The 26,923-nt window shown below is 65.7% G+C and carries 26 protein-coding genes; 10 read left to right on the top strand and 16 right to left on the bottom strand.

Annotation, left to right across the window (positions count from 1 at the left end; translation table 11 throughout):
* Nucleotides 1-41: 41 nt before the first annotated feature.
* The 3 genes from murJ to mutS form a co-directional block, all read right to left on the bottom strand.
* Complete coding sequence (gene murJ / locus F9929_RS11220; RefSeq protein ID WP_152046663.1) at nt 42-1,661, bottom strand: murein biosynthesis integral membrane protein MurJ; 1,620 nt, start codon at nt 1,659-1,661, stop codon at nt 42-44.
* The gene (locus tag F9929_RS11215; protein WP_152046662.1) at nt 1,658-4,531 is read right to left on the bottom strand and encodes a [protein-PII] uridylyltransferase; all 2,874 of its coding nucleotides are present in this window, start codon (nt 4,529-4,531) and stop codon (nt 1,658-1,660) included. Before F9929_RS11215 ends, murJ begins: the two co-directional genes overlap by 4 nt.
* 103 nt (nt 4,532-4,634) lie before the next feature.
* Nucleotides 4,635-7,295, bottom strand: coding sequence for a DNA mismatch repair protein MutS (gene mutS / locus F9929_RS11210; RefSeq protein ID WP_152046856.1), 2,661 nt, complete (start codon nt 7,293-7,295; stop codon nt 4,635-4,637).
* Nucleotides 7,296-7,637: 342 nt separating this feature from the next.
* Here mutS and F9929_RS11205 point away from each other — a divergent pair, with 342 nt between their 5' ends.
* Nucleotides 7,638-7,946: a hypothetical protein gene (locus tag F9929_RS11205; protein ID WP_152046661.1), complete on the top strand. Its 309-nt coding sequence runs from the start codon at nt 7,638-7,640 to the stop codon at nt 7,944-7,946.
* 24 nt (nt 7,947-7,970) lie between these two features.
* Here F9929_RS11205 and F9929_RS11200 read toward each other — a convergent pair whose 3' ends face one another.
* Nucleotides 7,971-8,882, bottom strand: coding sequence for a GNAT family N-acetyltransferase (locus F9929_RS11200; RefSeq protein WP_152046660.1), 912 nt, complete (start codon nt 8,880-8,882; stop codon nt 7,971-7,973).
* A 475-nt stretch (nt 8,883-9,357) separates the two neighbouring features.
* Between F9929_RS11200 and F9929_RS11195 the strand changes: the two genes are divergently transcribed.
* Nucleotides 9,358-10,707, top strand: a complete 1,350-nt coding sequence (locus F9929_RS11195) for an MFS transporter (protein ID WP_210251331.1) — start codon at nt 9,358-9,360, stop codon at nt 10,705-10,707.
* A 9-nt stretch (nt 10,708-10,716) separates the two neighbouring features.
* The gene (locus F9929_RS11190; protein WP_152046658.1) at nt 10,717-11,145 is read left to right on the top strand and encodes a DUF2000 domain-containing protein; all 429 of its coding nucleotides are present in this window, start codon (nt 10,717-10,719) and stop codon (nt 11,143-11,145) included.
* A gap of 6 nt (nt 11,146-11,151) precedes the next feature.
* Here the strand turns inward: F9929_RS11190 and F9929_RS11185 are convergent, their stop codons facing one another.
* From F9929_RS11185 to F9929_RS11170, 4 genes are all read right to left on the bottom strand, one after another.
* Nucleotides 11,152-11,985: an AraC family transcriptional regulator gene (locus tag F9929_RS11185; RefSeq protein ID WP_152046657.1), complete on the bottom strand. Its 834-nt coding sequence runs from the start codon at nt 11,983-11,985 to the stop codon at nt 11,152-11,154.
* 539 nt (nt 11,986-12,524) lie between these two features.
* The gene (gene lspA, locus F9929_RS11180) at nt 12,525-13,043 is read right to left on the bottom strand and encodes a signal peptidase II (RefSeq protein WP_235919212.1); all 519 of its coding nucleotides are present in this window, start codon (nt 13,041-13,043) and stop codon (nt 12,525-12,527) included.
* On the bottom strand, nt 13,040-13,891 hold the full coding sequence (locus F9929_RS11175; protein ID WP_152046656.1) for a TrmH family RNA methyltransferase: 852 nt from the start codon (nt 13,889-13,891) through the stop codon (nt 13,040-13,042). Before F9929_RS11175 ends, lspA begins: the two co-directional genes overlap by 4 nt.
* Nucleotides 13,881-14,894, bottom strand: coding sequence for a class I SAM-dependent methyltransferase (locus tag F9929_RS11170; protein WP_152046655.1), 1,014 nt, complete (start codon nt 14,892-14,894; stop codon nt 13,881-13,883). The genes F9929_RS11175 and F9929_RS11170 overlap by 11 nt, the downstream gene beginning before the upstream one ends.
* Before the next feature lie 100 nt (nt 14,895-14,994).
* Between F9929_RS11170 and F9929_RS11165 the strand changes: the two genes are divergently transcribed.
* Entirely contained in the window at nt 14,995-15,474 is a 480-nt protein-coding gene (locus F9929_RS11165) for an SRPBCC family protein (RefSeq protein WP_152046854.1), read from the top strand.
* Between the two features lie 31 nt (nt 15,475-15,505).
* On the opposite strand, the gene F9929_RS11160 is transcribed toward F9929_RS11165, so the two are convergent.
* The 3 genes from F9929_RS11160 to sppA form a co-directional block, all read right to left on the bottom strand.
* A complete protein-coding gene (locus F9929_RS11160; RefSeq protein ID WP_152046654.1) occupies nt 15,506-15,877 on the bottom strand; it encodes a lipopolysaccharide assembly protein LapA domain-containing protein in 372 nt (123 codons plus the stop codon).
* 94 nt (nt 15,878-15,971) lie between these two features.
* Nucleotides 15,972-16,256, bottom strand: a complete 285-nt coding sequence (locus F9929_RS11155; protein WP_152046653.1) for an integration host factor subunit beta — start codon at nt 16,254-16,256, stop codon at nt 15,972-15,974.
* 161 nt (nt 16,257-16,417) lie between these two features.
* Complete coding sequence (gene sppA, locus F9929_RS11150) at nt 16,418-17,395, bottom strand: signal peptide peptidase SppA (RefSeq protein WP_235919209.1); 978 nt, start codon at nt 17,393-17,395, stop codon at nt 16,418-16,420.
* Nucleotides 17,396-17,644: 249 nt separating this feature from the next.
* Here sppA and lptC point away from each other — a divergent pair, with 249 nt between their 5' ends.
* From lptC to ptsN, 6 genes are all read left to right on the top strand, one after another.
* Nucleotides 17,645-18,349 carry an LPS export ABC transporter periplasmic protein LptC gene (gene lptC, locus F9929_RS11145; RefSeq protein WP_152046651.1) on the top strand — a complete coding sequence of 235 codons (705 nt, stop codon included), beginning with the start codon at nt 17,645-17,647 and terminating at the stop codon, nt 18,347-18,349.
* Complete coding sequence (locus tag F9929_RS11140; RefSeq protein ID WP_152046650.1) at nt 18,346-18,957, top strand: LptA/OstA family protein; 612 nt, start codon at nt 18,346-18,348, stop codon at nt 18,955-18,957. The genes lptC and F9929_RS11140 overlap by 4 nt, the downstream gene beginning before the upstream one ends.
* A gap of 76 nt (nt 18,958-19,033) precedes the next feature.
* Complete coding sequence (gene lptB / locus F9929_RS11135; RefSeq protein WP_152046649.1) at nt 19,034-19,855, top strand: LPS export ABC transporter ATP-binding protein; 822 nt, start codon at nt 19,034-19,036, stop codon at nt 19,853-19,855.
* 136 nt (nt 19,856-19,991) lie between these two features.
* Nucleotides 19,992-21,413, top strand: coding sequence for an RNA polymerase factor sigma-54 (gene rpoN, locus F9929_RS11130; RefSeq protein WP_152046648.1), 1,422 nt, complete (start codon nt 19,992-19,994; stop codon nt 21,411-21,413).
* 252 nt (nt 21,414-21,665) lie between these two features.
* Entirely contained in the window at nt 21,666-22,247 is a 582-nt protein-coding gene (gene hpf, locus F9929_RS11125; protein WP_152046647.1) for a ribosome hibernation-promoting factor, HPF/YfiA family, read from the top strand.
* Between the two features lie 75 nt (nt 22,248-22,322).
* Nucleotides 22,323-22,781, top strand: coding sequence for a PTS IIA-like nitrogen regulatory protein PtsN (gene ptsN / locus F9929_RS11120; protein WP_152046853.1), 459 nt, complete (start codon nt 22,323-22,325; stop codon nt 22,779-22,781).
* A 137-nt stretch (nt 22,782-22,918) separates the two neighbouring features.
* On the opposite strand, the gene F9929_RS11115 is transcribed toward ptsN, so the two are convergent.
* From F9929_RS11115 to F9929_RS11095, 5 genes are all read right to left on the bottom strand, one after another.
* Nucleotides 22,919-23,170, bottom strand: a complete 252-nt coding sequence (locus tag F9929_RS11115) for a BQ00720 family protein (RefSeq protein WP_235919207.1) — start codon at nt 23,168-23,170, stop codon at nt 22,919-22,921.
* A gap of 88 nt (nt 23,171-23,258) precedes the next feature.
* Complete coding sequence (locus F9929_RS11110; RefSeq protein ID WP_152046646.1) at nt 23,259-23,684, bottom strand: Hsp20 family protein; 426 nt, start codon at nt 23,682-23,684, stop codon at nt 23,259-23,261.
* Nucleotides 23,685-23,883: 199 nt separating this feature from the next.
* Nucleotides 23,884-24,390 (bottom strand): peptide-methionine (R)-S-oxide reductase MsrB, encoded by a 507-nt coding sequence (gene msrB, locus F9929_RS11105; RefSeq protein ID WP_152046645.1) that lies wholly within the window; start codon nt 24,388-24,390, stop codon nt 23,884-23,886.
* A 106-nt stretch (nt 24,391-24,496) separates the two neighbouring features.
* Nucleotides 24,497-24,937, bottom strand: coding sequence for an alternative ribosome rescue aminoacyl-tRNA hydrolase ArfB (gene arfB / locus F9929_RS11100; RefSeq protein ID WP_152046644.1), 441 nt, complete (start codon nt 24,935-24,937; stop codon nt 24,497-24,499).
* A gap of 135 nt (nt 24,938-25,072) precedes the next feature.
* A complete protein-coding gene (locus F9929_RS11095) occupies nt 25,073-26,692 on the bottom strand; it encodes a phosphoenolpyruvate carboxykinase (protein WP_152046643.1) in 1,620 nt (539 codons plus the stop codon).
* Nucleotides 26,693-26,923: the final 231 nt, after the last annotated feature.

The following is a 26,923-nucleotide window of genomic DNA, read 5'->3' as shown; positions in this document are numbered from 1 at the left end:
CGCGAACCGGGCCGCTCTATGCACCGCGAGGCGGCCGGAGATCAAGCCGCCGTCTGCTTGCGCCGCCCTTTCAAAAGGCGCTTCAGCATGCTGCGATCCACCGCGCCGGTCGCGACGGTGAGCGCGAAATAAACCACCATCGCCACGGTCACGAGGATCAGGATCGCCACGATCTGGTGCGGCACGCTGGAGCCGGGCCCCGTCCAGGCACCGAGCTGCCTTTGGAGGAACACCAGGGCGACGCCCATCAGGGCGGCGGAAAGCACCACGAGCGCGGCGCGCTTCACCAGGGCCCGGTCGAGTTCCCACAAGCCCCGCCGGCGCAATCCCTCGAACAGGAGCGCGGCGTTCAGCCAGCCGGCGAGCGTCGTCGCCCAGGCGATGCCCCGTTCGGCGAGTACGAAGAACAAGGCGAGCGACAAAGCGATGTTGGCGAAGGCCGAAGCGCCCGTCACGATCATCGGCGTTTTGGTGTCCTCGCGGGCGAAATAACCGGGCGAGAAGACCTTGATGAGAACGAAGGCGGGAAGCCCGAGCGCATAGATGCCGAGTACCGCCGCCACGAGATGGGTGGTGGAGGTCTCGAACGCGCCGCGCTCGTAGATCAGGCGGATGATCGGGTCGGGAATGATGAAGAGCGCCACCGCCGCCGGAACGGTGAGGAAGAGCGCAAACTCCAGGCTCCGGTTCTGCGTGTGCTGCGCTTCCTCCAGCCGGCCGGCCTTCAGGGAGCGCGCGAGTTCGGGCAGAAGCACGACGCCGATGGCGACGCCCACCATGCCGAGCGGCAACTGATAGGGCCGGTCGGCATATTGCAGGATCGACACCGCGCCCGGCTTGTAGGACGCGATGGCCTGCCCGACGAAAAGGTTGATCTGCGTGATGCCGCCGATCAGCGCGGCCGGCGCGGCGAGCACGAGGAGCCGCTTCAGGTTCTTGGTCCAGCGGGGGCGGCGGAGCGACACGCTGAAGCCGGCGATGCGCATCGCCACCGTCACCATGGCGAGTTGCGCGACGCCGGCCGCGAGAACGCCCCAGCTCATCAGGAAACCGACCTCGCGCTGCGGCGCCTTTTCGTAGAAGCCCCAGGCCAGAACCCCGATCAGGATGAAGTTGAGGAGCGAGGGCGCGACGGCGGCGGCGAAGAAGCGGCGAAAGGCGTTGAGGATGCCCGACACCATCGCCAGCATCGACATGCAGGCGAGGTAGGGGAACATGATGCGCGAATAGGCCACCGTGATGGCGTAGCGGTCGGCGCAGGAGATCGCCTGGGCCGCCGAAACGGCCGGGTCGTCGACGCAGGTCGCCAGACCCGGCGCGATGATGGTCTGCACCAGGAAGGGCATGAAGATCATCGCGACGACGGTGATGAGGGTGAGCACCACGAAGAGCGTGGAGAAGATTTCGGTGGCGAAATCGCGTGCGCCTTCCTCGCCGCCTTCTTCGAGCTTGCGCGCGAAGAGCGGAATGAAGGCGGAGTTGAACGCCCCTTCCGCGAACAAGCGGCGGAAAAGGTTCGGGAAGCGGAAAGCGAGGTTGAAGGCGTCCGCGACCGGCCCGATGCCGAGCGCGGAGGCCATCATCATTTCCCGGCCGAAGCCGAAGATACGAGAGAAAAGGGTCGCTCCGCCGACGGTCGCGAACTTGGCAGCAAGGCTCATCGGGCAGCCGGTATCCCGAAAGCCTTGGCCGAGTCCATCTGCGAGGGCGACGTCGCCTCCCCTTCCGGTTCCTCGAAGACGCGGGTCAGGCGGTGCTCGATCCGCTCCATGCGGGCCGGGCTCACGATCTTCATGCTGGTGAGGTCGGTGACATAGAAGACGTCCACCACCTTTTCGCCGAAGGTCGAGATATGAGCCGAGCGGATGTCGAGATTGAGATCGGCGAGCGCGCCGGTGAGGTCCGACAGGAGGCCCGGACGGTCGAGGCCTTCCACCTCCACCACGGTGAACTTGTTGGACAGGGCGTTGTCGATCGCAACCAGCGGGGGCACGGTGAAGGCTTGCGGGCCCCGCGCCGGGCGGCGCTGCGCCATCAGCGCCGGCACCACGGCGCGCCCGTCGAGAAGCGCGCGGATGTTGGCGTCGATGCGGCCCGCGCGGCGCATCTCGTCGGCATCCTCGGCAAAGGCGCGGTTGACGTTGATGACGTCGAGCGCGCGCCCGTCGGCAAGGGTGAAGATCTGCGCGTCCGCGATGTTGGCGCCCGCCGCCGCGCAGCCGCCCGTCAACGTCGACAGGAGGCGCGGATGGTCGGGGCAGAGAACCGTGATCTCGGTGACGGCGGCGAAGGCGTCGGTGCGCGTTTCGGTGGCGATCGGATCGCCGCTGCGCGTCGCCCGGCGCACGAACTGAGCGTGCCGCACCTGATCCTCGATCGACACGGTCAGGAAGTAGTTTTGGTAGTGGAGATCGATGTAAGCGGCGCGCTCGGCTTCCGGCCAATCCGCCAAGCGCTCGGCCAAGGCGATGCGCGCCGCTTCCAGCCGCTTGGCGCGCGGGGTCTGCGAGAAGCCGCCCGTCAGAACGGGCTCGGTCTCGTAGTAGAGCGTGCGCAGAAGCTGGCCCTTCCAGCCGTTCCAGACGCCGGGACCGACCGCGCGTATGTCGCAGACGGTGAGGACTGTCAGGAGCTTCAGGCGCTCCAGGCTCCGCACCTTTTCGGCAAAATCGAGGATCGTCTTCCGGTCGCCGAGATCGCGCTGCTGCGCCGTCATCGACATGGTGAGGTGATCCTCCACCAGCCAGGACACGAGTTCCGTCTCGTTCTCGTCCAGCCCGAAGCGCGGGCAAAGCTCGCGGGCGATGCGCGCCCCTTCCACCGAATGGTCCTGCGGCCGGCCCTTGGCGATGTCGTGGAGGAGGAGCGCGACATAAAGGGGCACGCGGTCGCGGATATGGCCGACGACTTCCGTGGACACGGGAAGCTCGTCCTTCAACTCGCCCCGCTCGATGCGCGCGAGAATGCCGATCGAGCGCAGCAGATGCTCGTCCACCGTGTAGTGGTGGTACATATTGAACTGCATCATCGAGACGATGCGGCCGAAATCGGGAATGAAGCGGCCGAGAACGCCGGCCTCGCTCATGCGCCGCAGATGCAGTTCGGGATCGGTCCGGTCGCTGAGAACGTCGAGGAAAAGCTGGTTGGCCTGCCGGTTCTCGCGCAGATCGCGGTCGATGAGGCGCAGCGAGCGGCGGATGAGCTTCAGGGCGTCCGGATGGTATTCCAGCGAATGGGAGGCGGCGAGCGCGAAGACGCGCAGGATGTTGACGGGATCGCGCTGAAACACGTCGCGATCCGACACGGTGATGCGGCCGTTATCGACGCGAAAATCGAGCGTGCCGGGGATCTTGCGCGAGCGCGAGCGGAAGGAGCGCACGAAACCGCGCAACCCCGGCGCTTCTTTCGCGTGTTCCTCTTCCAGCGCGGCACAGAAGATGCCGGTGAGATCGCCGACATCCTTGGCGATCAGGAAGTAGTGCTTCATGAAGCGCTCCACTTCCCGGAGGCCCGGATGGGCGTTGTAGACAAGACGGCCGGCGATCTCCGGCTGGATGTCGAAGCTCAGCCGCTCCTCGGCCTTGGCCGTGAGGAAATGCATGTGGCAGCGCACCGCCCACAGGAAGTCGGCCGCCTTGTGGAAGAGCTGTGCTTCCTGGCGCGAGAAGACGCCGCGGGAGACCAGTTCCTCTTCGCTATCGACGCGATAGAAGTCCTTGGCGATCCAGAACAGCGTGTTGAGGTCGCGAAGCCCTCCCTTGCCCTCCTTGACGTTCGGCTCGACCAGATAACGGGAATCGCCGATCTTGGTGTGGCGCACGTCGCGCTCGGCGAGCTTGGCGGCAATGAATTCGCGGGCCGTGCCCTCCTGCACTTCCTTCATGAAGCGCTGAGATAGTTCCTCGAACAGCATGGCCTCGCCGGTGACGAGACGCCGTTCCAGAATGGAGGTGCGGATCGTCATGTCGCTCTTCGACAGGCGGATGCATTCCTCCACTGAGCGCGTCGCGTGGCCGACCTTGAAGCCGAGATCCCACAGCATGTAGAGGAGATATTCGACGATCTGCTCGCCGAATGCCGTCTGCTTGTAGGGCAGAAGGAAAAGGAGATCGATGTCGGAGCCCGGCGCCAGCGTGCCGCGCCCGTAGCCGCCGACGGCCACCACCGCCATGCGCTCGGCGGCCGACAGGTTCACCGTGTCGAAGACATGGGCTTGCGCGAAATCGAAGATCGCGCGGATCAACTCGTCCTGGATGATCGACAGGCGCGCGGCGCAGGCGAGCCCGCCGCCATCGGAAAACAACATCGCTTCGGCGGCCTTGCGCGCCGCCACGATCCGCTCGCGCAGGAGCTTCTGCACGCCGGCCCGGACCTCCGGCGTTCCCCCGCCGCCTTGAGCGCCGCCGGCCAGCGCGGAAAGGTCACGCGCAAGGGCCTCGCGATCGAGGAAGCGATCCACCGGGCCGGCATCCACCGCGGTGATCGGCGTGGCTTCGGCATCGGTGGCGGCTTGTCGGGTCTTGGAGGGCATCGTCGGGTCCTGAAGCGGTCGCGCCAATGGCAGCCCGCATACGAGGGAGCCCCTATACGTGTTATCCGCGCCCCAGAATAGGAGTGGAGGAATGACCGGTGGCTTAACCCGCCTTCCCGTCCTCCGCCGTCATGGCCTTCAGGCGGTAAAGCGCGTCCAACGCTTCGCGCGGGCTTAAGGCGTCGAGATCGAGCGCCTGGAGGGCTGCGAGCGCCGGCGGCGGTCCGGCGGGCGCGGCGGGGGCCTCGGCCTCGCGCCGGACGGCGGCCGAGAACAAGGGCAGATCGTCGATGAAGGCGGTGCGCCGCTCGCCTTCCCCGGTCTTTTCCAACTCGCGCAGGACGTGGCGGGCGCGATCCACGACGCGCGCCGGCAGGCCGGCGAGCTTGGCCACCTGAATACCGTAGGAACGGTCGGCAGTGCCGGCCCGGACCTCGTGGAGGAAGACGACGTCGCCCTCCCATTCCTTGACGCGCATCGTGGCGTTGGACAAACGCGACAACCGCGCCGACAGGGCCGTCATCTCGTGGAAATGAGTGGCGAAAAGCGCCCGGCAGCGATTGACCTCGTGGAGATGCTCCACGGAGGCGAAGGCGATCGACAACCCGTCATAGGTCGAGGTGCCCCGGCCGATCTCGTCGAGGATCACGAGCGAGCGGGGGCCGGCCTGGTTGAGGATCGCGGCGGTCTCGACCATTTCCACCATGAAGGTCGAGCGCCCTTCAGCGAGATCGTCGGAGGCGCCGACGCGGCTGAACAAGCGGTCCACCACGCCGATGCGGGCGGAGGCCGCCGGCACGAAGGCGCCGGCTTGCGCCAAAACCGCGATAATGGCGTTCTGGCGCAGAAACGTGGACTTGCCGCCCATGTTCGGGCCGGTGACGAGCCAGATCGCCCCACCCTTGGCCCCTCTTGAAGGGGGCGAAAGATCGCAATCGTTGGCGACGAAGGAGCCGTGCGCGGCCTTCAACGCCGCTTCCACCACGGGATGGCGCCCGCCTTCGATGCGGAAGGACAGGCCGTCGTCCACGTCCGGCCGCGTCCAGTCTTCCGAGATCGCCAGATCGGCGAGCGCGGCCGAAACATCGATCACCGCCGCCGCGCCCGCCGCTTCGCGCAAAGCCGGGGCGGCCTCCACCACAAGCGCGGACAAGCGGTCGAAGGCAGCGAGTTCCAGGCGCAGCGCATCGGCGGCGGCCTCCGCGATGCGCCCTTCGAGGCCGGCGAGTTCGTCGGTCGAGAACCGCATGCAGTTCGCCATGGTCTGGCGGTGGAAGAAGCGGCGGCGCGCTTCCTCCGTGCCGTTCAGCGCCCCCGCCTGTCCCTCAGCGACTTCGATGAAATAGCCGAGCACGTTGTTGTGCTTGATCTTGAGCGAGCGGATGCCGGTTTCTTCGGCATAGGAAACCTGAAGCCCGGCGATGACGCGCCGCGATTCGTCGCGCAGCGAGCGCGCTTCGTCCAGCGCGGGAATCGCGCCCATCGCCACGAAGCCGCCGTCGCGTTTGAGAAGCGGCGGGCTTTCCGCCAGCAGGCTCCCAAGCTCCTGTTCCAGCGCATCCGGCAGGTCGGCGAGACCTCGGGCGGCTTGCCCGAGTTCGGCGGGCGGCGCAGCGGCGGCCAGGAGGGCGGCGGTTTCGCGCGACGCGCCAAGGAAGCCGAGAATGCTGCCGAGATCGCGCGGGCCGCCGCGCCCGAGCGCCAGCCTTGATAAGGCGCGCTCGGCATCCGGCAGGCCCTTCAGCACCGCTCTCAACGCGCGCACCAGACCCGGTTCGCCGACGAGGAAGCCGACCGAATCGAGGCGCTCGCCGATCGCGGACGGATCAGTCAGGGGCCGGGCGATGCGCGCGCCTAAAAGCCGGGAGCCGACGCCCGTCACCGTGCGGTCGACGGCGGCGAGAAGGCTCCCCTCGCGCCGGCCCGCGACCGAGCGCGTCAGTTCGAGGCTCGCGCGCGTTGCCGGATCGATCAGCATCGCCTCGCCCGCCGCGACCTTCGCGGGCCGCGCCAAGGCGGGGCGCGCCGCGAACTGGGTGCGCGTCAGATAAGCGAGAAGCCCTGCGCCGGCGGCAAGCTCGGCGCGCCCGAAGGCACCGAAACCAGCAAGCGTCGAAACCTCGTAGAAGGCGCAAAGCCGGGATTCCGCCGTGGCCGAATCGAAAAGCGCGGCGGGCTCCGGCCGGGCGAGCTTGCCCAGCGCGGCAACGAGGGGGCGCATCGCCTCCTCATGGAACAGCGCGTCGGAGATGACGATCTCGGCCGGGTCCACGGCGCGAATATCGGCCAGAAGCCTGTCGGCTTCGCTTTCCTGCACGGTGAAGGCGCCGGTGGAAAGATCGGCATAGGCGATCGCATAAGCGCCGCCGACCCGCGCCAGGGCCATCAGATGGTTCGGCCGGCCGGGTTCGAGAAGCGTTTCCTCCGTGATCGTGCCGGGGGTGACGAGGCGCACCACGTCGCGCCGCACCACGGATTTGGAGCCGCGCTTCTTGGCCTCCGCCGGGTCCTCGACCTGCTCGCAGACGGCCACCCGGTGCCCGAGACCGATGAGCCGGGCAAGGTAATCGTCGGCGGACACGACGGGAACGCCGGCCATCGGGATGTCGGCGCCCAGATGCTTGCCGCGCTTGGTCAGCGCGATGCCGAGCGCGCGGGCGGCGACGGAAGCGTCCTCGAAGAACAACTCGTAGAAGTCGCCCATCCTGTAGAACAGGAGGCAATCGGGATTGGCCGCCTTGATCTCGATATATTGCGCCATCATCGGCGTCGGCGCACCGCCGCCGCCGCCGTCTACCGTCAGTGCCGAAATCGTCGCGCCTCCCCAAGGGTCGAGGCCATCAATAAAGCCTGGCGCGGGCATTGGACAGAGCGCGGGCGCGACCTTCCCCAGCTACGCGCGCCCTTCCCCAGCTACGCGCGCCCTTGCCCGCGACTTCGGGGCTATGCAACAGTTCTTAACAAACGAATGTCATAGAGCGTGATAGGTTCGCACGGAACGAAAAGGGGCTTTTCCTGATTTTGTCGGGAAATCCCCGTCGTGGGTTCAAGGACGTATTGCCGGCGCAATCCCCAGCCAATGTGCGCGGCGACTTCGGACAATTCGATGCAGAGAAGAATTCTCGCCCCCTTCGTCATCCTCGCCGCCTTGATGCCGGCGACCGTATCCTTCGCCGCCGCGGCGGAAGCCAAGACGGCGGTGCCGCGCGTCAACGTTTATCAATATGCGATGGACAACCCGGTCGCGGATACGCAGCTCAAGATCGTGCCGACGCTCGGCTCGTCCGTGCCCGCATCGGTCGCGCTCAGCCCCTGCGAAGGCGAGAAGACCTATGTCTACTTCTATTACGGCGGCCAGCCGGTGATCGTGGAGCAGGCCACCCGCTCCATCGTGCGGATCGGCCAGAGCAACTGATCCTCTGGCCGAGGGGCACTTAACTCAAGCGGCCGCCCGCCGGCTCGGATCGCCGTAGTAGTCGACGTAGCGTGCGCCGATATTCTCCACCGGCAGAACGATCAGGACATCCGTGGTGCCGAACTGCGCATCCACCACGGCATCGGGTCCGATATAGCCGCCGAGCCGCAGATAGCCCTTCACCAGCGGCGGCAACGCCGCCAGAAGCTTGCGCCCGTCCTCCACCGCAGGCCGCCCGGTCATCGGCACGGCGCGGTGAGCTTGCGCGCCGACGCGCCACTCCTCCGGCGGCGGCGCGGCTTGGCCGAGAAGCGCCAGCATCGGCGCCAGGGCCTCCGGGTCGGTGCCTTCCAGCGATGCGCAGCCGAAAAGAACGTCGATGCGGTTGGCCTGGAGATAGGCCCAGATGCCCTGCCACAACAGTTCGACCGTGCGCTTGGAGCGGTATTCCTTCAGAACGCAGGAGCGGCCGAGTTCCAGAAAACGCTTCGCCGGATGGCGCGCCACGAGATCGTCGATCTGAAACTCGGAGGCCGTATAGAAACCGCCGGCAAGGCGAGCGCGCTCCGGCGGCATCAGGCGGTAGGTGCCGACCACCTCCCCTTCCCCGCGATCCTTGTCGATCACGAGAAGATGGTCGCAGAAGCGATCGAACCCATCCTTGTCGCGTCGCGTCAGCTTCTGCAGGGCCGACGGCTTGGCGGACATTTCCTCGTAGAACACGCGGTATCGCAGCGCCTGGGCGGCGCGAACCTCGTCCTTGGAGCGGGCGAGACGGACTTCGAGATTGGCGATCCGGCCGAGAACCCGGCCATTGGGGTCGAAGCGCCCGCGCATGGGCCGGACCGGGGCGGGAATCAACGCCTGGACCAGAGCCTCGAATGCGAGCTTCTCACGCAGCCCGGCACTGGTTTCGGCGATGCCTGCGAGGTTCATGAAAGTTCCTCTCCTGCGGAGCGGCGCGTGGGTTGCGAGAACGATATCTAGTCGCTCCGCGCGAAAGTCTTGTGACCGCCGCCCGGCTCCACGCTTCTTCTACACGAAGTTTCGGCGGCAAAGGAGGGATATCGCCCCATAAGCGCTAACTCAAAGCCTTCGACGAGCAAAGTGGTCCGTCAGCAGCCGCCCGACCTGAGGCGTTCCGATGATCATCATGCCATACTGAAATCGGGCATCCGACGATGTTCGAAGAGATTCCTGTTTCTCCGTCCCGGACGATCGATTTCGAAAAAGCCCCATCGGGAACAAGTTTCGGAAAGAACTGGCTTTGTGGCGGCAATAGGTTCGGGGCCGGCTCGGCCGGCTCGGTTGACGTTGCATCTCCAGAAACATCTGGAGCTCCATGGCGCCCTGCAAGGAGCCGTTGCAGGTTTGCGGGTCCGAGCGGGACCCAGTCCCATCCAGATTGCCGATGCAGATCGCGGCGCCGGTTGAAGGTGAATTCGCGCTCCGCAATGGGGTTCAAGACCGCCTCGATGGGGTCCCCTTACATGACGCGATGGAAACGAGCCCTTCCCCCAATAAAGTACCATTAGTGATCGCCGTCGCTTTCCTGGCTCTCGCGGTGTCGTTCGGTACGCGCGCGATCCTGGGCCTTGGGATGCAGGAATGGACCCGCGAGTTTGGATGGTCGAGAAGCGAGGTGTCCGTTGTCGGATCGCTCGCGCTCGTTGTGATGGCTGTCACCGTTCCGCTGGCCGGATATGCCGCTGACCGCTGGGGTGCCCGCCCAATTCTTGGGATCGGCTGTTTGACGCTTGCGGGCAGTCTGATCGCCGTCTCCTACATGACGAGTTATTGGCGCTTCATCCTCGGCTACGGCCTGTTGAGCGGCGCTGGTTTCGGCCTGGCCTCGTTACCGGTCATCGGCAGCCTTGTCCTGCGGCGAGTGAAGAGCCGGCAAGGTCTTGCTACAGGGATTGCCACGTCGGGTACGACGGGCGGGCAATTGCTGATTATCCCGGCTTTGGCGGCTTTCTTTCCATTGATCGGATGGCGCGCCGCGATCTTCGGTTTCGCAGCCCTGGCCGCGTTCGCGGCTTTGCTGGCCTGCGTCTTCATCGGCCGCGACCCGCCCCGGATCCGCGATGTCGGGCAGGAGGCTCAAGGCGGCATCCTCACGCGCCTGAAGCCGGTTGTCACCACGCGGGCATTCCACGGTCTGTTCTGGAGTTTCGCTCTTTGCGGCTTCACCTCGACAGGGATCGTGGAAACCCATCTGATTCCATTCGCGCAAATCTGTGGGTTCTCAACGGGTGCAGCTACCGGCGCTTATGGTATCTTCGCGCTCTTCAATCTCGTCGGCATGGTCTCCGCTGGATTTATCGCCGATCGATCCGACCGCAGGAGACTGCTGGTCGCCATCTACATTTTGCGCGCTATCGCCTTTGTGATCCCGCTGTTCGTCGGCGCGGATTATCCGTTGCTACTGGCGTTCTCATTCTTGGTCGGCATTGCCTTCTACGCCACGTTTCCGGCGACGATCGGCCTTTCAGCGGCTCATTTTGGCAAGGCCAACGTCGGCTCGGTCGTGGGTGTCCTGACCGTGGGCCATGCCCTTGGAGCGGCTGCGGGCGCGTGGTTCGGCGGCTACGCCTACGATCTGTTCCTTCGTTATGACGCCATGTGGATCGGCTCGGTCGTGCTGGCACTCTGCTCGGCGATGTTCGCCATGCTGGTTTCCGATCCGCGTTCGCGCCCGCCCGAACGTTTTGTCGCAGCAGGCTCCGACGCGCCCGAAACCGCTCCTCGATACTCCTGAAGGACTCACATGCTCGAAACTGACGAAGCTATCGAACCCGGCCGTTGCGTGATCGTGGTCGATGATGCCCTTCCGGCCGGTCGTGCCGCCAACGCGGCAGCCGTGATCGCCCTCACCCTTGGCAAGCTCCAGCCGGAACTGGCCGGCGCCGATCTGGTGGACGGGTCGGGGGTTGCGCATCCTGGCTTGATCCCGATCGGCATCACCATACTGGGCGCCGCGTCGGCTGATCTTCCCGGCATTCGCGCGAAGGCGCTAAGCCGCGAGTTAACCGTGATCGGCTTTCCGGTGCAGGGCCAACAAACGAACGACTATTCCGCTTTCGGGGCGGCCGTTGGGCGGGTCGAGACGAACGCGCTGTCTTATGTCGGAGTCGGCATCTACGGACCACGCAAGACAGTCGGCAAGGTCGTTGGGAAATATGGCCGATTCAAATGAGCTGGATCAACTCGGGCTAAGCACAGCGTCCCGATAAGCACCTGGGGTGATGCCCATGCGGCTTCGAAAGCTGCGCGTGAAATGGGCCTGATCCGCGAAGCCGATTGTTGCCGCGATCTCCGCCAGTTCGTTGCCGTGCCGGAGAAGCTGCAGCGCGAGGCGAATACGCGCCTGACGCTGATAAGCGTGCGGTGTCATGCCGGTCTCGCGCTCGAAGGAACGATAAAGCCGGAAGGGGGCAAGATTGGCGGCTGCGGCGATCTCGGACAGACTGACGCGCTCATCAAGGCGAGAGTCGAGATACGCCTTGGCGCGCCTGACTGCGGCGTTCTCGACGCCGGTTACGGCAGAAGAGGGTCCTTGGTCGGTGTGTCGCGCAAACAACCTGCACGCGAAGCGAAGATAGGCCTCGTCGCGCTCAAGCCGCGGCCCCCCTGTCTCCGAATGCGTGTGTAAGCCGGCAAATGCCGCGGCAAGCGTCTCGTCGCGAATGATTGGGCCTCGGATTGAGAACGTGCGGTCCTTCGCGTCGATGTCAGCGACACGGGAATGCAAGACTCCCAGGTCAACGTAGATCGTTCGCTGACTCCAACCCGACTGATCGACGGGCCATCCGGCGTGAGGTTGGTCCGGATCGATGGCGTAAAGGTCGCCTTTGCGTGCCACAAACTCGGCGCCGGGCATACGAATGCGGATCGAACCTTCGGTAATCAAGGCCAGGCATGCGCTGTCGTGCGTATGTAGATCATAGGAAAATTTTTCGAACTTCGCACGCAGCAAATCCGCGCCGAGATCATGGGCGCGCCAGAAGTGCGCTCTTTCAGTACCACGTGCCTGCATGGACGAACTGGCTCGACTTCGGTGCTCGTTGATCCAAACGGTAGCCCGCTGCGCTGCATGGCCCCGCGCGAGAGGGTGTTACCCAACATGCGGCCGCCACGATGCGCAAGTCGTGCGAAGCGGACAGATCGTCGTCGCGTCGATCAGCTTGAGACGGTGGCGGGGCCTACATTCGCAGGGACGAGCGATAGGCAACGCCCTCACGATACGCGCCAGAGCTTTTTGCGGTGGCTTGAAGCTCAAGGCTCGCTGGCAGCGCCGCAAGCAGCTTCAACCAACAACGATCATGTGGCTGTGTGGCTTGCATCACTAGAGCATCGTGCGGAAGGTTGGACGCGATGATGCCGAGGTGATTTTGGTTCGAGGTCGAGGGGATCGACAAGGTCGTAGCGGTGCTACGGCCGCAGACGAGCGCTGGAGGATGCGGAGCAAAAGCGCAAGGCAGCATGCGTCTCACCTTTCGCACGATGCTCTAGCGCGAACCGCAACACAAAAGCCGATGCCCCTTCAAGTCAGCGCCTATGGGGATATCGCCCCCTTCACTTCGCTTCGTCGGCGGAGACCTTGGGCGGACGGGCCAGCAGAAACTCGTCGATGAGAATCAAGGCAGCGCCGACCGAGATGAAGGCGTCGGCGAGGTTGAACACGGCGAAGCTCCAGACAGGCGTGTGGAAGAAGACGTAATCCACGACATAGCCGAGGCGCAAACGGTCGATCAGGTTGCCGATCGCGCCGCCGACGATGATCGCGAAGGCGAAATGCGACAAGCGCCGCGCCAGTGGCGTCTTCCACCACAGCCAGCCGACGAAAACGAGAACGCCGCCGGATAGAAGGGCGAGGCTGAGATCGCCCATCCCCGCGAAGAGCGAGAAGGCGATGCCCTCGTTGCGCGCATGGTAGAGGGCGAGGAAGGGCAGAAGCTCGATCGCGCCCCCGAGCGGCATCGTGGCGACGACAAGCGCCTTGATGCCTTGGTCGAGGATCACCGCGAGCACCACGAGGGCGAGCCCGAAAAGCGCCACCGATTTACTGCGTCCCGATTCGGGGGCGTTCGTCACAGCTTCAGCGCCTTCCGCCGCGCTTCGAACAGCATGATGCCCGTCGCGACGCCGAGATTGAGGCTGTCCGCGCGGCCGGCCTGGGGAATGCGCAACAGCGCCTCGCAGGCATTGGCGAGGGGTTCCGTCAGGCCGGCTTGCTCGTTGCCCATCAGAAGAACCACCGGACGGCCGGAATAGGTCGCGTCGCGATAATCGGTCTCGCCCCGCATGTGGGTCCCCGCGACGAGCCCCTTGAAGTCGCGGCGCCAGCGCAGGAACGCTTCTTCCGAAACGCGGGCCAGCGGCACGGCGAAGATCGAGCCCATCGTGGCGCGCACCGCTTCCATGGAGAAGGGATCGACGCAGTCGCCGATGAGAACGACGCCCTTGGCGCCGGCGGCGTCCACGGTGCGCATGATCGTGCCGAGATTGCCGGGATCGCGCACCCGGTCGAGCGCCACCACGACACCGTCCGCGCCGAAGGCAAGCTTTTCGAGGGCCGTAGTCTTCTGCTTGAAGACGCCGATGGCGCTTTGCGGATTGTCGCGCCGCGACACCGCTTCCATGACCTTGGAACTGGCTTCCACGACGTCGGCTCCCGCCGCGCGGGCGCGGGCCGCGGCCTTCGCCAGAAGCGCGCCGTGGAGTTCGGCTTTCGCGACCAGCAGCGTTTTCAGCACCCAGCCCGCTTCCAGCGCGTCGAGAACGAGCTTCAGCCCTTCGGCGATGAACAAACCCGTTTCGTCGCGCCCCTTCTTGGCGGCGAGCGCGCGGATGTCCTTGACGATCGGATTGGAAACGCTGGACAGGTCCTTGACGCGGCCGGGGGCCGCCAGATCCGTCCGCGGCCGTGTTTCATTCGCCATGATCGGGCATCCAGCGGGAGAAGAGCGAGGTGGAAAGGCCGCGCGGTTCCGCTCCGGCCTCCGTGATGACGAGTTCGCCCGATTCCACCGTGCCGCCGAGGCCGCGAAGGGCCTCGCGCATCAGGGCGGAAAGCGAAAAGAACGAGGCGCGGATCGAATAAGCGGTGAGCACCACCAGAAGCGGGCGCTCGGACAGGAGGCCGCGCGTCAGGTCGAGAAGATAGGGCAGATCCTCGAAGAGTTCCCAGACCTCGCCCTTCGGCCCGCGTCCGTAGCGCGGCGGATCGAGGAGCACGATGTCGTAGCGGCTGCCGCGCTTCACCTCGCGCTCGGCGTAGCGCACGGCATCCTCGCAGATCCAGCGGATCGGCGCGTCTTCCAGTCCCGCGACGCCGGCATTCTCGCGGCCCCAGGCGATGGCCTTCTTGGAAGCGTCGACATGCGTGACTTCCGCGCCCGCGCGCGCCGCCAGAAGCGTCGCAACGCCGGTATAGCCGAAGAGGTTGAGGACGCGGGCGGGGCGGCGGCGTCCCTCGATCGCCCGCACCATCGCCGCCCAATGCTCGGCCTGCTCTGGAAAAACGCCGACATGACGGTAGGAGGTGAAGCGGCCGAGATAGGACAGGCCTTCATGGCTCAGCGGCCAGGTTTCGCCGAGCGGGCTTTTGGGGAAGCGCCAGCGGCCCATCCCCTCCTCGTCGGTGTCGCCGGTGAAGACGGCATCCGCCTTCTCCCATTCGCTTGTGTCGAGCCTCGGCTGCCAGATCGCCTGGTTCTCGGGTCGCCGCACCACGAGGGGGCCGTAGCGCTCCAGTTTCTCGCCGCCCCCCGAATCGAGAAGCGCATAGTCCTCGGTCGGTTGGACGGTGAGAATCACCGGCAGGCGCTCGGCCGGGCGCTCGCCCTCGTGCCGGACGGCGACGCGGCGGCGCGCGCCCTCTCCGTTCGCTTCCCTTTCGCGTGGCCGGTCTTCCCCGCCTCGATCGTGCTTGGCCTTCTGCATCCGCTTCTCTTAATGCGGCCGGACCGCTTGAGAAAGGCGGTATCGAGGGCAACTTGTGAAGGACAAGGGCGGGGCGAACCCGCTGGAGGAGTTTGAGCCAATGGATCTCAAGGGCGAGTATCGGTTGCCCGCGCCGCGCCAGGTCGTCTGGGAAGCCTTGAACGACGAGGTGGTCCTGCAGGCCTGCATTCCCGGATGCGACAGTCTCCAACGTTTGTCCGACACGGTGCTTGCCGTCGAGGCGACCGCCAAGGTCTCGCTCCTCAAAGCGCGGTTCACCGGCGAAGTGCGGCTCGAGAACGTCCGGGCGCCCGAAAGCTACAGGATCGTCGGCGAGGGCAAAGGCGGCATCGCGGGCTTCGCCAAGGGCGCGGCCGACGTCGTCCTCACCGAGGACGGCGCGGAAACCATCCTGCGCTACAGCGTCGATGCGGAGGTCGGCGGCCGGATCGCGCAGATCGGCGGCAAGTTCATCGGGGCTGCCGCCGCGCGGCTGTCCGAAAAGTTCTTCGACCGCTTCGCCGCCCATGTCGCCGGCGAACATGCCAAGGCGGTCGGCGAAACGCGCGCCATCGCCTGAGGGCGCGCGGGAGCCGGAACGGGCGTCGACGTCAGGCGCGCGATAGCGCGAGGGCGGTGGAGCCTTCGCGCGGCAGGGCGCCCGAGCGCGATTCGCGCTCCTGGCGCAGCCGCTCTTTGGCATCGTCGGCTTCGCGGCGAAGGCGCTCCAACTCGTGCTTGCGGCGCCACGCGGCGCGGCGGTAATGCGCCTGCGTCAGCCATGTGCCGATGCCGCCGAGAATCGTGCCGACGATCACCGAGGCCATGATCACGATGAAGAGCGGCACTTCGTAGACGAATTGAGGAAGCGACCCCAGCGGATCGAGCGAGACCGTGACCGGCGCGCGGTTGGCGACGCAGAACACCACGATTAGGATCGCCAACGGAACCAGGATCACGAAAGACAGAAAGCGCGAGATCATCGCCGGACACCTTTGGGGCTGAAGCGGAGTGCTCCGTCGATATGGCGGGACCGCACGGGCGGTCAATCTCCGATCGCGAAACGAGGCCGAACGATCACTCGTCCGAGTTCAATCGCTCGCGCAGTTCCTTGCCCGCCTTGAAGAAGGGCACCCACTTCTCTTCCACATCCACCGCGTCGCCGGTGCGCGGGTTGCGACCCGAGCGCGGCGGGCGGTTCTTCACCGAAAACGCGCCGAAGCCGCGCAGTTCCACTCGGTTGCTGTCGCACAGCGCATCGGTGATCTCGTCGAAGACGGCGTTGACGATGGTCTCGACGTCCCTTTGATAGAGATGCGGGTTGCGGCTCGCGATGATCTGAACGAGTTCGGATTTGATCACGGAAATGACGACTCCCTGAAAACGCGGAGAGCGGGACCCCGCAACGGGCCGCCAAACTTCACTGAAGATTAGAAAACCGGCCCTATCACATGCAAGCACGTTTCTTGGCTGGCAAAGCATAGACGGGCATTTTTTGATCGCCGGGAGCGAAAATGCCACTCTTATGGCAGGGTCGTTCCCGCATCGGGCCGCCAAAGCGCCATCATGCCGCCCCGAAGACCGGTGGTCTCGAAGAGGCCCGAGTCGAGCCCCAGTGCCTTCAGAATCATCGACCGGGTGCCCGCGAAGATGCCGAAGCCGTCGTCCTCCTTCGGCTCGCGCTCGCGGATTTCCAGGCCCTTGGGCACCTGGCGCACGTTTTCCAGCCAGCGCCGGACCTCGATCTCGCCGCCGATGGCGTCCACCAAGCGATTCTGCAGCGCCTGCCGGCCAGTGAAGACCGAACCGTCGGCGAGGCGGCGCACCTCGTCCAGCGGGATCGGCCGGCGGTTGGCGACGATGCCGACGAACCATTCGTAGGAATCCACCACCATGCGCCGAATCATTTCCTTGGCTTCTTCGGGCGCGGGCGCGAAGGGCGAGGGTTCGGCCTTCAAGGGCGCCGACTTGATGGCGTTCACCGACACGCCGACATTGCCGAGAAGCTGGGACGCGTCGACATACTGGAAGATGGTGCCGATGGAGCCGACGATGGATGTCTGGCGCGCCACGATATGGTCGCTGCCGGCGGCGATCAGATAGCCGGCGGAGGCCGCCAAGGTGCCGACTTCGCTTGCCACCGGCTTCTTTTCGGCCAAACGCCGCACCGCCTCGAAGATCGCCTCGCCGCCGACCGACGTGCCGCCGGGGCTGTCGACGCGCAGGATCACGCCCTTCACCCCGTCGTCCTTTGCCAGATCGTCGAGAAGTTCGATCAGCTTGTCGTCTTCGGTGACCACCCCTTCGATATCGACGCGGGCGATGGACGAGCCAAGACCGCCCATGTCGCCGGCCAGCCGCCAGTTGCCCGGCCCGACGCCGAAGGCCGGCAGAAGAATCGCGGCGAAGACCGCGGCCACGGCGATCACGGCGAGGATTCGCCAGAAGCCGAGCTTGCGTCGCAGCCGTCGCCGATCGATCAATTCCTGGGCGTTGCTCAAGCCGCTCCCCATGCTTTACGCTTCGCTAACGGGGCAGCGATAGACTCAGCCCACGAACTTGCCAAGCCGGCAGCATCGGCATGGCTTTGCACAAAGACGCAAAATCCCCATATTGCGCCGGGAACTTGCACGTGCATCCGAACGGGCAGGCACGATTCGGCGCTTTTCGCGCTCCGTCGATCCTGTTCGAGGTATGCGGTGCGAGCGTTTTCCCGACGCTTTCCCGCCGGAAGGAACCGGATACAAGGCTTGAACGAAGCGACGCAGCATCTGCGCCCCATGACGCATGACGATCGATCCGCCGGCCGCAGCCGCATGGATCGGGAGTTCTCGCGCGCCCGCCGTCACACCATCCTCGTCAAGGCGCTGCGCATCGGGCTGCCGCTCGGGGCGGTGGCGATCGTGGCGGGGGGTGTGGCCGTCACGTTCCTGGCCCGCAGCCTGCCGGACAACGTGTCCGTGGCGAGCGCGGGGATCGGCGATGGCGGAATCGTGATGGAAGATCCGCGCATGTCCGGCTTCGACAAGAACAATCGTCCTTATTCCATGGATGCCGATCGGGCCGTGCAATCCCTGACCGGCGGCGGCGTCGACCTCCAGGGCGTTCGCGCCAAGCTGACGGTCAGCGAGGACTCCACCGCCGAGATCGTCGCCGCCAAGGGCTTCTACGATCAGGCCGGACAGAAGCTGCGGCTGTCGAACGACATCACGGTTGCGACCTCGGACGGCATGCGGATCGCGCTGGGCGCCGCCGATGTCGACCTCAAGACCGGTTCGCTTCAGGGCACCGGGCCGGTCGACATCCTGTCCGACAACCGGACCATCAAGGCAGGAAGCATCGCCGTGAAGGACGGCGGGGCTTTCATCAGCTTCGGCCAACGCGTGCGCATGACGATTCAACCTCCCGCCGGCGACGCGCCCGCGCGGGACCTTTCGAGCAACGAGCCCCGATGAAAACCTTCGCCAGACATGCAGCCTTCCTGTCCGCGACCCTGGTCGCGGCTTTCGGTCTCGTCGGGCCGTCCGGAGCGCAAAGCTTCGGCAACAGCTTCACCGGGCTTCAGGTGAAGGGCGACGAGCCGATCGCCATCGACGCCGACCAGCTCGATGTCGACGACAAGCAGCGCATCGCGACCTTCGTGGGCAATGTCGAGGTGGCGCAGGGCGACACCCTGATGAAGACCTCCAAGCTCCTGGTCTTCTACGCCAAGCCGGCGGGCGAGACTGCGGCCGGCACCGGCGGCGGCGCCACGACCCAGCCCGCGCGCTCCACCGGCGGCGCGATGCCCGGCGGCTCCAACCAGATCGACCGCCTGGAAGCGCAGGGCAAGCTCTATATCCGCTCCACCGATCAGGTGGCGACGGCCGAACGCGGCACCTTCGACATGAAGACGCAGATCGCCGTCCTCACCGGCAATGTGGTGATGTCGCAAGGCGACAACGTGGCGCGCGGCGACAAGCTGACGATCCACATGGATACGGGCCTCGCCCAGCTCGGCGGCTCGGGGCGCGTCAAGATCCTGATGGCCCCCGAACAGAACGGCCAGAAGGCCGGCAACTGATAGAAAGCCACCCGGCAGGGACAGGGCGGGCGCAACCGTGCGCCGGCCCGTTCCCCCGCGCGTGGACGGATCGATCATGAGTGTAGTTTCGACGGAAAAGCGCGTGGCGGGCGAAGCGGTGCCGGGTGACGGCCGGCCGGGCAGCGCGGCCCGCGAAGGGCGGGAAGCCGCGAGCGCGGGGCGTTTGTCGGCGAGCGGGCTGACGAAAGCCTATCGCGGCCGGCGCGTCGTGAACGGCGTCGACGTCTTCGTGCGGCGCGGCGAGGCGGTCGGCCTTCTCGGGCCCAACGGCGCGGGTAAGACGACCTGCTTCTACATGATCACCGGCCTCGTTCCGGTGGACGAAGGGCGGATCGAGCTCGACGGGCACGACATCACGCCGGTTCCCATGTATCGCCGCGCCCGCCTCGGCATCGGCTATCTTCCGCAGGAAGCCTCGATCTTTCGCGGCCTGTCGGTGGAAGACAACATCCGCGCCGTTCTGGAAGTGGTGGAGCCGAACAAGCGCGAGCGCGAAGCGCAACTCACCGCCCTCCTCCAGGAGTTCCACATCGAGCACCTGCGCAAGTCGCCCTCCACCGCCTTGTCGGGCGGCGAGCGGCGGCGCTGCGAGATCGCGCGCGCGCTCGCTTCGCGGCCGACCTTCATGCTGCTGGACGAGCCCTTCGCCGGCGTCGATCCGATCGCCGTCGCCGATATCCAGGGCCTCGTGCGCCACCTGACGCAGCGCGGCATCGGCGTCCTCATCACCGACCACAACGTGCGCGAAACGCTCGGCCTCATCGACCGCGCTTATATCATGCACGCCGGCGCCGTCCTGACCCACGGCACGCCGCAGGAGATCGTGGACAACCCGGACGTGCGCCGCCATTACCTCGGCGACCAGTTCACCTTCTGACGATCAAGCGAGCCACGAGCCTGTCGGCAACCGGCGCTTTCGGCGGCGGGTGGATTGACATGCAAGGACCGGACCATTTTATATCAGGCGGCAGCCGGTCGTTCCGGCATCGACCATCGAAGGGCGCCGCCCGCCAATGTTGTCCGCTCGCCTTCAGCTTCGCCAAAGCCAATCCCTGGCGCTGACGCCTCAGCTCCTCCAGTCCATCCGCCTTCTGCAATATTCCCATATGGAGCTCGACGCCTTCGTGCAGGAGGAGATCGAGCGCAATCCCATGCTGGAGCGCGGCGAAGCGGCGGAAGAGCCGGGCGAGGCCTTTGCCCCGGAAAGCACTGAGGCGCCGGCGGAGACCGTTCCCGAGCCCTTCGGCGATGCCGGCGGATCGGTGGCGACGACGGGAGTGCTTCCTTCCGAGCGCGGCTCGGCGCAGGCGAGCTATACGGAATTCCTGTCCGACGAGCGCCCCTCGCTCGGCGCCCATGTGCTCGGCGAGATCACCGAAATCTTCTCCGACCCGACGGAGCAGGCGATCGCCGGCATCCTCGCCGGCCATCTCGACGAGGCTGGCTATTATCGCGGCGACACGGCAGCGCTCGCCTTGTCGCTCGGGCTCGGCTTGGCAACGGTGCAGGATATCCTCGACCGGGCGCGCGCGGCGATCGAGCCCGCCGGGCTCTTCGCCGAGGATCTCGGCCAGTGCCTGTCTCTCCAGCTCGCCCGGCGCGACCGCCTCGATCCGGTGATGCGCACTGTTCTCGCCCATCTGGAACTTCTCGCGCGGCGCGATTTCGCGACTCTCCGACGCCTGACGGGCGAGGACGAGGCCGGACTTCTCGATGTTCTCGCCGAAATCCGCCGCCTCGACCCCAAGCCCGGCCACGGCTTCGAAACCGGCGATGCGGGGGCGATCGTGCCCGACGTCGTGGTGGGTGCCGCAGCGGACGGGTCGTGGCGCATCGAGTTGAATCCCGCCGCCCTGCCCCGCGTGATCGTGAACGGACAATACGCCCTCGGCGTTTCCGCCGCCGGGCTGGACGAGGCGGGACGCAACTTCCTGTCCGAATGCCAGACCTCCGCGAACTGGCTGGCGCGCTCCCTCGACCAGCGGGCCCGAACCATCCTGAAGGTCGCGGCCGAGATCGTGCGCCGTCAGGACGAGTTCCTGGTGAAGGGCATCACGGGCCTGAAGCCCATGACGCTGATGGCGGTGGCCGAAAGCATCGGCATGCACGAATCGACGGTGAGCCGCGTGACGGCGAACAAGTATATCGCCACGCCCCGCGGCACCTTCGAGATGAAGTTCTTCTTCACCGTGGCGATCGCCGCGACGGGCGGCGGCGACGCGCATTCGGCGGAAAGCGTGAAGCATCGCATCCGCCTGCTGGTGGACGGGGAAAGCGGATCGGGCGTCCTGTCCGATGACGACATCGCCGATCGGCTGCGCACTGACGGCGTGGACCTCGCCCGCCGGACCGTCGCCAAATACCGCGAAGCGCTCGGCATCCCCTCCTCCATCCAACGCCGGCGGGAGATGAATGCCCGGCGCATGGCGTCGTGATGGCACGAAATCGTACCGGTTCGGCCGGGTCTCAAGGATACGGAAGGCCCGCCGCGCGTTGACAGACCGTGTCGTGGTCTCCTAGAAGCCCGCCGTCCGCACCATCGGACGCCAAGGCCTTCGGGAAACCGCCGGCATCGTCAAGCCGCTTCGGCACTCCGCCGAGGCAATCCGGTAACGGCCCGCATCAAAGCGGGCGCAAGGCAAGGACGGATGGCGCCAGACGCCAAGAACGTCCGAGGGAGCTTATCGATGAGCGTTCGGGTTTCGGGCAAGCACATGGATGTCGGCGAAGCGTTCCGCTCGCGCATCGAGGACCGTCTCGACCAGTTCGTCACCAAATACTACGACGGCAACTACAGCGGCACCGTCGTGATCTCGAAGGATTCCGCGCGCTACTGCGCCGACTGCACCATTCATCTCGATACCGGCGTCGTGTTCCAGGCGACCGGCGAAGCGCACGATCCGGAAGCCAGCTTCTCCGATGCTTCGGACCGCATCGAGAAGCGCCTGCGCCGCTACAAGCGCCGGCTGAAGGACCATTATGCCGGTCACGGTCAGGCCCGCGATGTCGCTTATACCGTCGTCGCGGCGCCGACCGACGACGACGAGGACAACGGCATCCCCGAGAACTACGCGCCCGCGATCATCGCCGAGACTTCGCTGAAGGTCGGCACCATGTCGGTGGCCGGCGCGGTGATGGAACTCGACCGTCGCGACAGCCCGCTCTTTGTTTTCCGCAACGCGGGCAGCGGTCAGGTGAACATCGTCTATCGCCGCAACGACGGCAATTTCGGCTGGGTCGATCCCTCGACCGTCAAGCCGGAAGCCTGACGACGACGCGCCCGCCATTTCGGAACGACGCTCGGCAGCCTCATGACGCCTAGTCCTTCCCCGCCCAGCACCGCCATGGATCTGGGGGATCTCGTCGATATCGACGCGATCCTGCCATCCATGAAAGCGGGCACGAAGAAGCAGGTTCTTCAGGAGCTTTGCGAGAAGGCGGCCGAGCGTACCGGTCTTTCCAGCCGCGACATCCTCGAAACCGTGCTTCAGCGCGAGAAGCTCGGATCTACGGGGGTCGGCAACGGCATCGCCATTCCGCATGGCAAGCTGGGCGAGCTGGAACGGCTGGTCGGGGTCTTCGGACGCCTGAACCGGCCGGTGGATTTCGACGCGCTGGACGACCAGCCCGTGGATCTCGTGTTCCTGCTTCTCGCACCGGGCGGCTCGGGCGCGGAACATCTGAAGGCTTTGTCCAAGATCGCGCGCCTCCTGCGCAATTCCGAGACCGTGGCGCGCCTTCGCGAAGCGCGCGACGCGGGCATCATCTACGCCTTGATGACCGAACCGCCCAACAAAGGCTGATCTCGAAACGAGAAAAAGGCCCGTCGCCGATGGCGCGGGCCTTTGTCGTCTATGGCCGTCGTTGCAACGCGCTCGACCGTCTCGCGCCACCCTTCGGCCGAAACCGGCGGTGCTTACCAGTGCCGGTCAGCTTTCGATCAATGAAGGCTGACCGTCATGAGCTGATTCTCGTTGGCGCTGGCGATGATGCTGCCGCGATCGTCCGATACCGCCAGCGGCGTGCCGTCGGCCGCGAACAAAGCCCAAAGGTTCAGACCGGGCTGGATCGACTGGGCGCTCGGGAAACGCGCACGGATATCGTCCGACGACATGCGGCGCAGATAGGCCAGATGCCCTTCGCCGATGGCGGCGAGATCGTTGGTGGAAATCGTCTGATTCATAGCGGCCATATCGGTCGTCTCCTGTTAAAGGCAAACGTGCGCCTGCAGACTTGGATGGATATCGAGGACAAAATGTCGCGCTCGAGCGACACGTTCCTCAATCGGTGACGTCGATCGCGATGCGACGGATCACCCGTTCCGGCTCGGGACGGGCAAGATCGATGAGAAGCAGTCCGTTCTTCAACTGCGCCCCGATGATCTGCATGCCGTCCGCCAGAAGGAAGCTTTTCTGGAACTGCCGCGCCGCGATGCCGCGATGCAGAAATTCCCGCTCCTTGTCGTCGCTCTGGCGCCCACGGATGGTGAGTTGGCTTTCTTCCGTCGTCACTTCGAGGTCTTCCGGGCGAAAGCCCGCCACCGCGAGAGTGATGCGCAGAAATACGCCCTCTCCGTCTTCGCGACGGACCCGCTCGATATTGTAGGGCGGATAACCGTCGCCGGTCTTCCCGATCCGCTCCAGCGTCCGCTCCACGGCGTCGAAGCCGAGAAGCAGCGGGCTGGAGAAGGGCGTCACACGACTCATCGTTCCCAAGTCCTTGCAGCAAGCGACTTTGTGCAGGAGCCCATGGAAGCGGCGCTCCTGCCTCACGCCCTTGAATATGGCGGCGGCAAAGGGTCGATTCAAGCGCCTGCGGGATCGTTCGGCGCAGACCGGGGAAGGAGTGACCGAGCATCCCGTCGATGGTCGGCGATCTCGGTAAACAAAAGCTTGCGGCTGAGCTTCAGCCCGCCGCCGAACCGTTCTCGTCGAAGGCCAGAACCAGTCCGTTGATGCAGTGGCGCTTGCCGGTGGGCTTGGGCCCATCGTCGAAGACATGGCCGAGATGCCCGCCGCAGGTCGCGCAATGGACCTCGGTGCGCGGATAAACGAGCTTGTAGTCGGTGGTGGTGCCGACCGCCCCGTCGAGGGCCTCCCAGAAGCTCGGCCAACCGGTGCCCGAATCGAACTTCGTTTCGGAGGAATAAACGCCGCTGTTGCAGCCGACGCAGCGATAAATGCCGGTGCCGTGGTTCTTGAGAAGCGGGCTCGTGAAGGGCCGCTCCGTCGCTTCCTCGCGCAGGATCGCGAACTGGTCGGCGCTGAGTTGCCGGCGCCATTCCTCCTTGCTGCGCATCACAGGGAAATGTTCTTCCGCAGCGTTGCCGCGACGAAGGCCGAGCCCGAGCGAACCGAAGACGGAAGCCGCCCCGGCGGCGGCGGCCAATGAAAGAAAATACCTGCGCTGCATCGCCCGACCCCGTTCTTGAAGTCCCATAGCCTCCCGGCCCGGACGGCGTCGATTTGATGACGGAACGGCGCGAAGTCCCATCACGTTTTCGGCAACAGCCGCGCCTTCAATCGCCGATGCGGTTCCGGTCCCGCTTCACCCCCGATCGCAGCTTCTTGGCGGCGAGCCGCCGCTCGATCGCGCCCTTGGAAGGCCGAGTCTTGCGGCGGGGCGGCGGCGGGGGAATCAGCGCCTCGCGGATCAGGGCGGCAAGGCGCTCGCGGGCGTCCTGGCGATTGCGCTCCTGCGTGCGGAAGCGCGAGGCCTCGATCAGGATTTCGCCGTTCTTGGTGACGCGACTTCCCGCGAGCTTCAGGAGACGCTCCAGAACGTCGGCTTTCAGCGAAGGCGAGGCGGCGGCATGGAAGCGCAACTGCACGGCCGTCGCCACCTTGTTGACGTTCTGGCCGCCCGGCCCGCCCGCGCGGATGAAGGCTTCCTCGATCTCGTCGCCCGGAATGCGCAGCCGCGCGCTGACCACGACGTCGCGATCATCATCATCGGCCATGGCGACGCGCTTCCCTCGATCTTCGTTTTCGTCGGATCGGAAGAAGCCTTCCCGCGCACTCGCGTCAAGCCGCACATGCGAACGGCCCGCCCCTTGTGATGGGACGGGCCGCGACGATGGGGCCGTTTTCGAGCCTTATTCGGCGGCGAGCGCCGGATGCGGCAGAACCTGGCGAACTTCCTCGTCCACATGGTCCTCGAACTTGGCGAAGTTGGCGCGGAACATGCCGACGAGCCGGTCGGCCTGGCGGTCATAGGCGTTCTTGTCGGCCCAGGTCTCGCGCGGGTCGAGGATGGAGGGATCGACCCCCGCCACTGCGACCGGCACCTCGAAACCGAAATTCGGATCGATGCGGAACTCGGCTTCGTTGAGCGAGCCGTTGAGCGCCGCGGCCAGAAGCGCGCGCGTCGCCTTGATCGGCATGCGCTTGCCCGTGCCATGGGCGCCGCCCGTCCAGCCGGTCGACACGAGCCACACGGAGACGTCGTGGCGGGCGGCGAGATCGCGCAGGAGATTGCCGTATTCCGCCGGATGGCGCGGCATGAAGGGCGCGCCGAAGCAGGTGGAGAAGGTGGCTTCCGGTTCCGTGACGCCCTTCTCGGTGCCCGCGACCTTGGCCGTGTAACCGGACAGGAAGTGGTACATGGCTTCGGCCGGCGTCAGCTTGGCGATGGGCGGCAACACGCCGAAGGCGTCGGCCGTCAGCATCACGATGGTCTTGGGATGGGGCGCGAGGCCCGTGGTGCTCGCATTCGGGATGACGTCGAGCGGGTAGGCGGCGCGGGTGTTCTCCGTCAGGCGGCCGTCGTCGAGATCGGGAACGCGCGCCTCGTCGAGGACGACGTTTTCCAGAACCGTGCCGAAGGAGCGCGTGGCGGCGAAGATCTCGGGCTCGGCCTCCGCCGACAGACGGATGGTCTTGGCATAGCAGCCGCCCTCGAAGTTGAAGATGCCGTCCGCGCCCCAGCCGTGCTCGTCGTCGCCGACGAGAGTGCGCGTCGGGTCGGCCGAAAGCGTCGTCTTGCCCGTGCCGCTGAGACCGAAGAACACGGCCGCATCGCCTGCGTCGCCGACATTGGCCGAGCAGTGCATCGGCAGGACGCCGGTTTCGGGCAGGAGATAGTTCAGCATGGTGAAGACCGACTTCTTCATCTCGCCGGCATAGGACGTGCCGCCGATGAGGACGATCTTGCGCGTCAGGTCGACGGCGATCACCGTTTCGCCCCGGCAGCCGTGGCGGGCGGGATCGGCGCGGAAGGACGGCAGGTCGATGATGGTGAGTTCCGGCTCGAAGCCGCGCACCTCGTCACGGCTCGGCCGGATCATCAGGTTGCGGATGAAGAGCGAGTGCCAGGCATATTCGGTGACGACCCGCGTTTTCAGCGCGGTCGCCGGATCGGCCCCGCCGACGAGATCCTGCACGAAGAGGTCGCGGCCCATCACATGCGCCTTGAAGTCCGCGTAAAGGCGCTCGAAGGCATCGGGCGTGATGGCTTGGTTGTTGTCCCACCAGACGCGCCCTTCCGTTTGGGCATCGCGCACCACGAACTTGTCCTTCGGGCTGCGGCCGGTGTGCTGACCGGTGGTGACGGCGAGCGCGCCATGGGCGGTGAGAAGCGCTTCGCCGCGACGCACCGAAAGTTCGATCAAGGAAGCCGCATCGAGGTTCCAGGCGACGGAAGCCGGCTCTGCGAAGCCCAGCGTTTCGAGGCCGCGATAGGGGTTGCACACTCCGCTCTCGTTCGTACGGCTCACAGGCGAACTCCTAAAATCAGGTTTGCGTCGCGTGTATATTATTTGCGAGCCGAGGATACGCAAGTGAAAAACAAGTAACTCCAAATATTAAACGATTGAACTGCCAGTATTAATCTTCAAATCGGTTTAGTTGGTCGATCTAATCGTTTGTTGTCTTCGATCAGCCTTCTCGCCGCTTCGAAACCGCCGTCTCCGATCGGGCGTCCCGGCACCTTTGGCCGTTTCGAGCGT

Origin of the sequence: Aureimonas psammosilenae (genome assembly GCF_009176975.1) — a bacterium.
In the GTDB taxonomy this organism is placed as follows: domain Bacteria; phylum Pseudomonadota; class Alphaproteobacteria; order Rhizobiales; family Rhizobiaceae; genus Plantimonas; species Plantimonas psammosilenae.
Note: the sequence above shows the minus strand (reverse complement) of the source record. Positions and strands in the feature narration are given on the sequence as shown.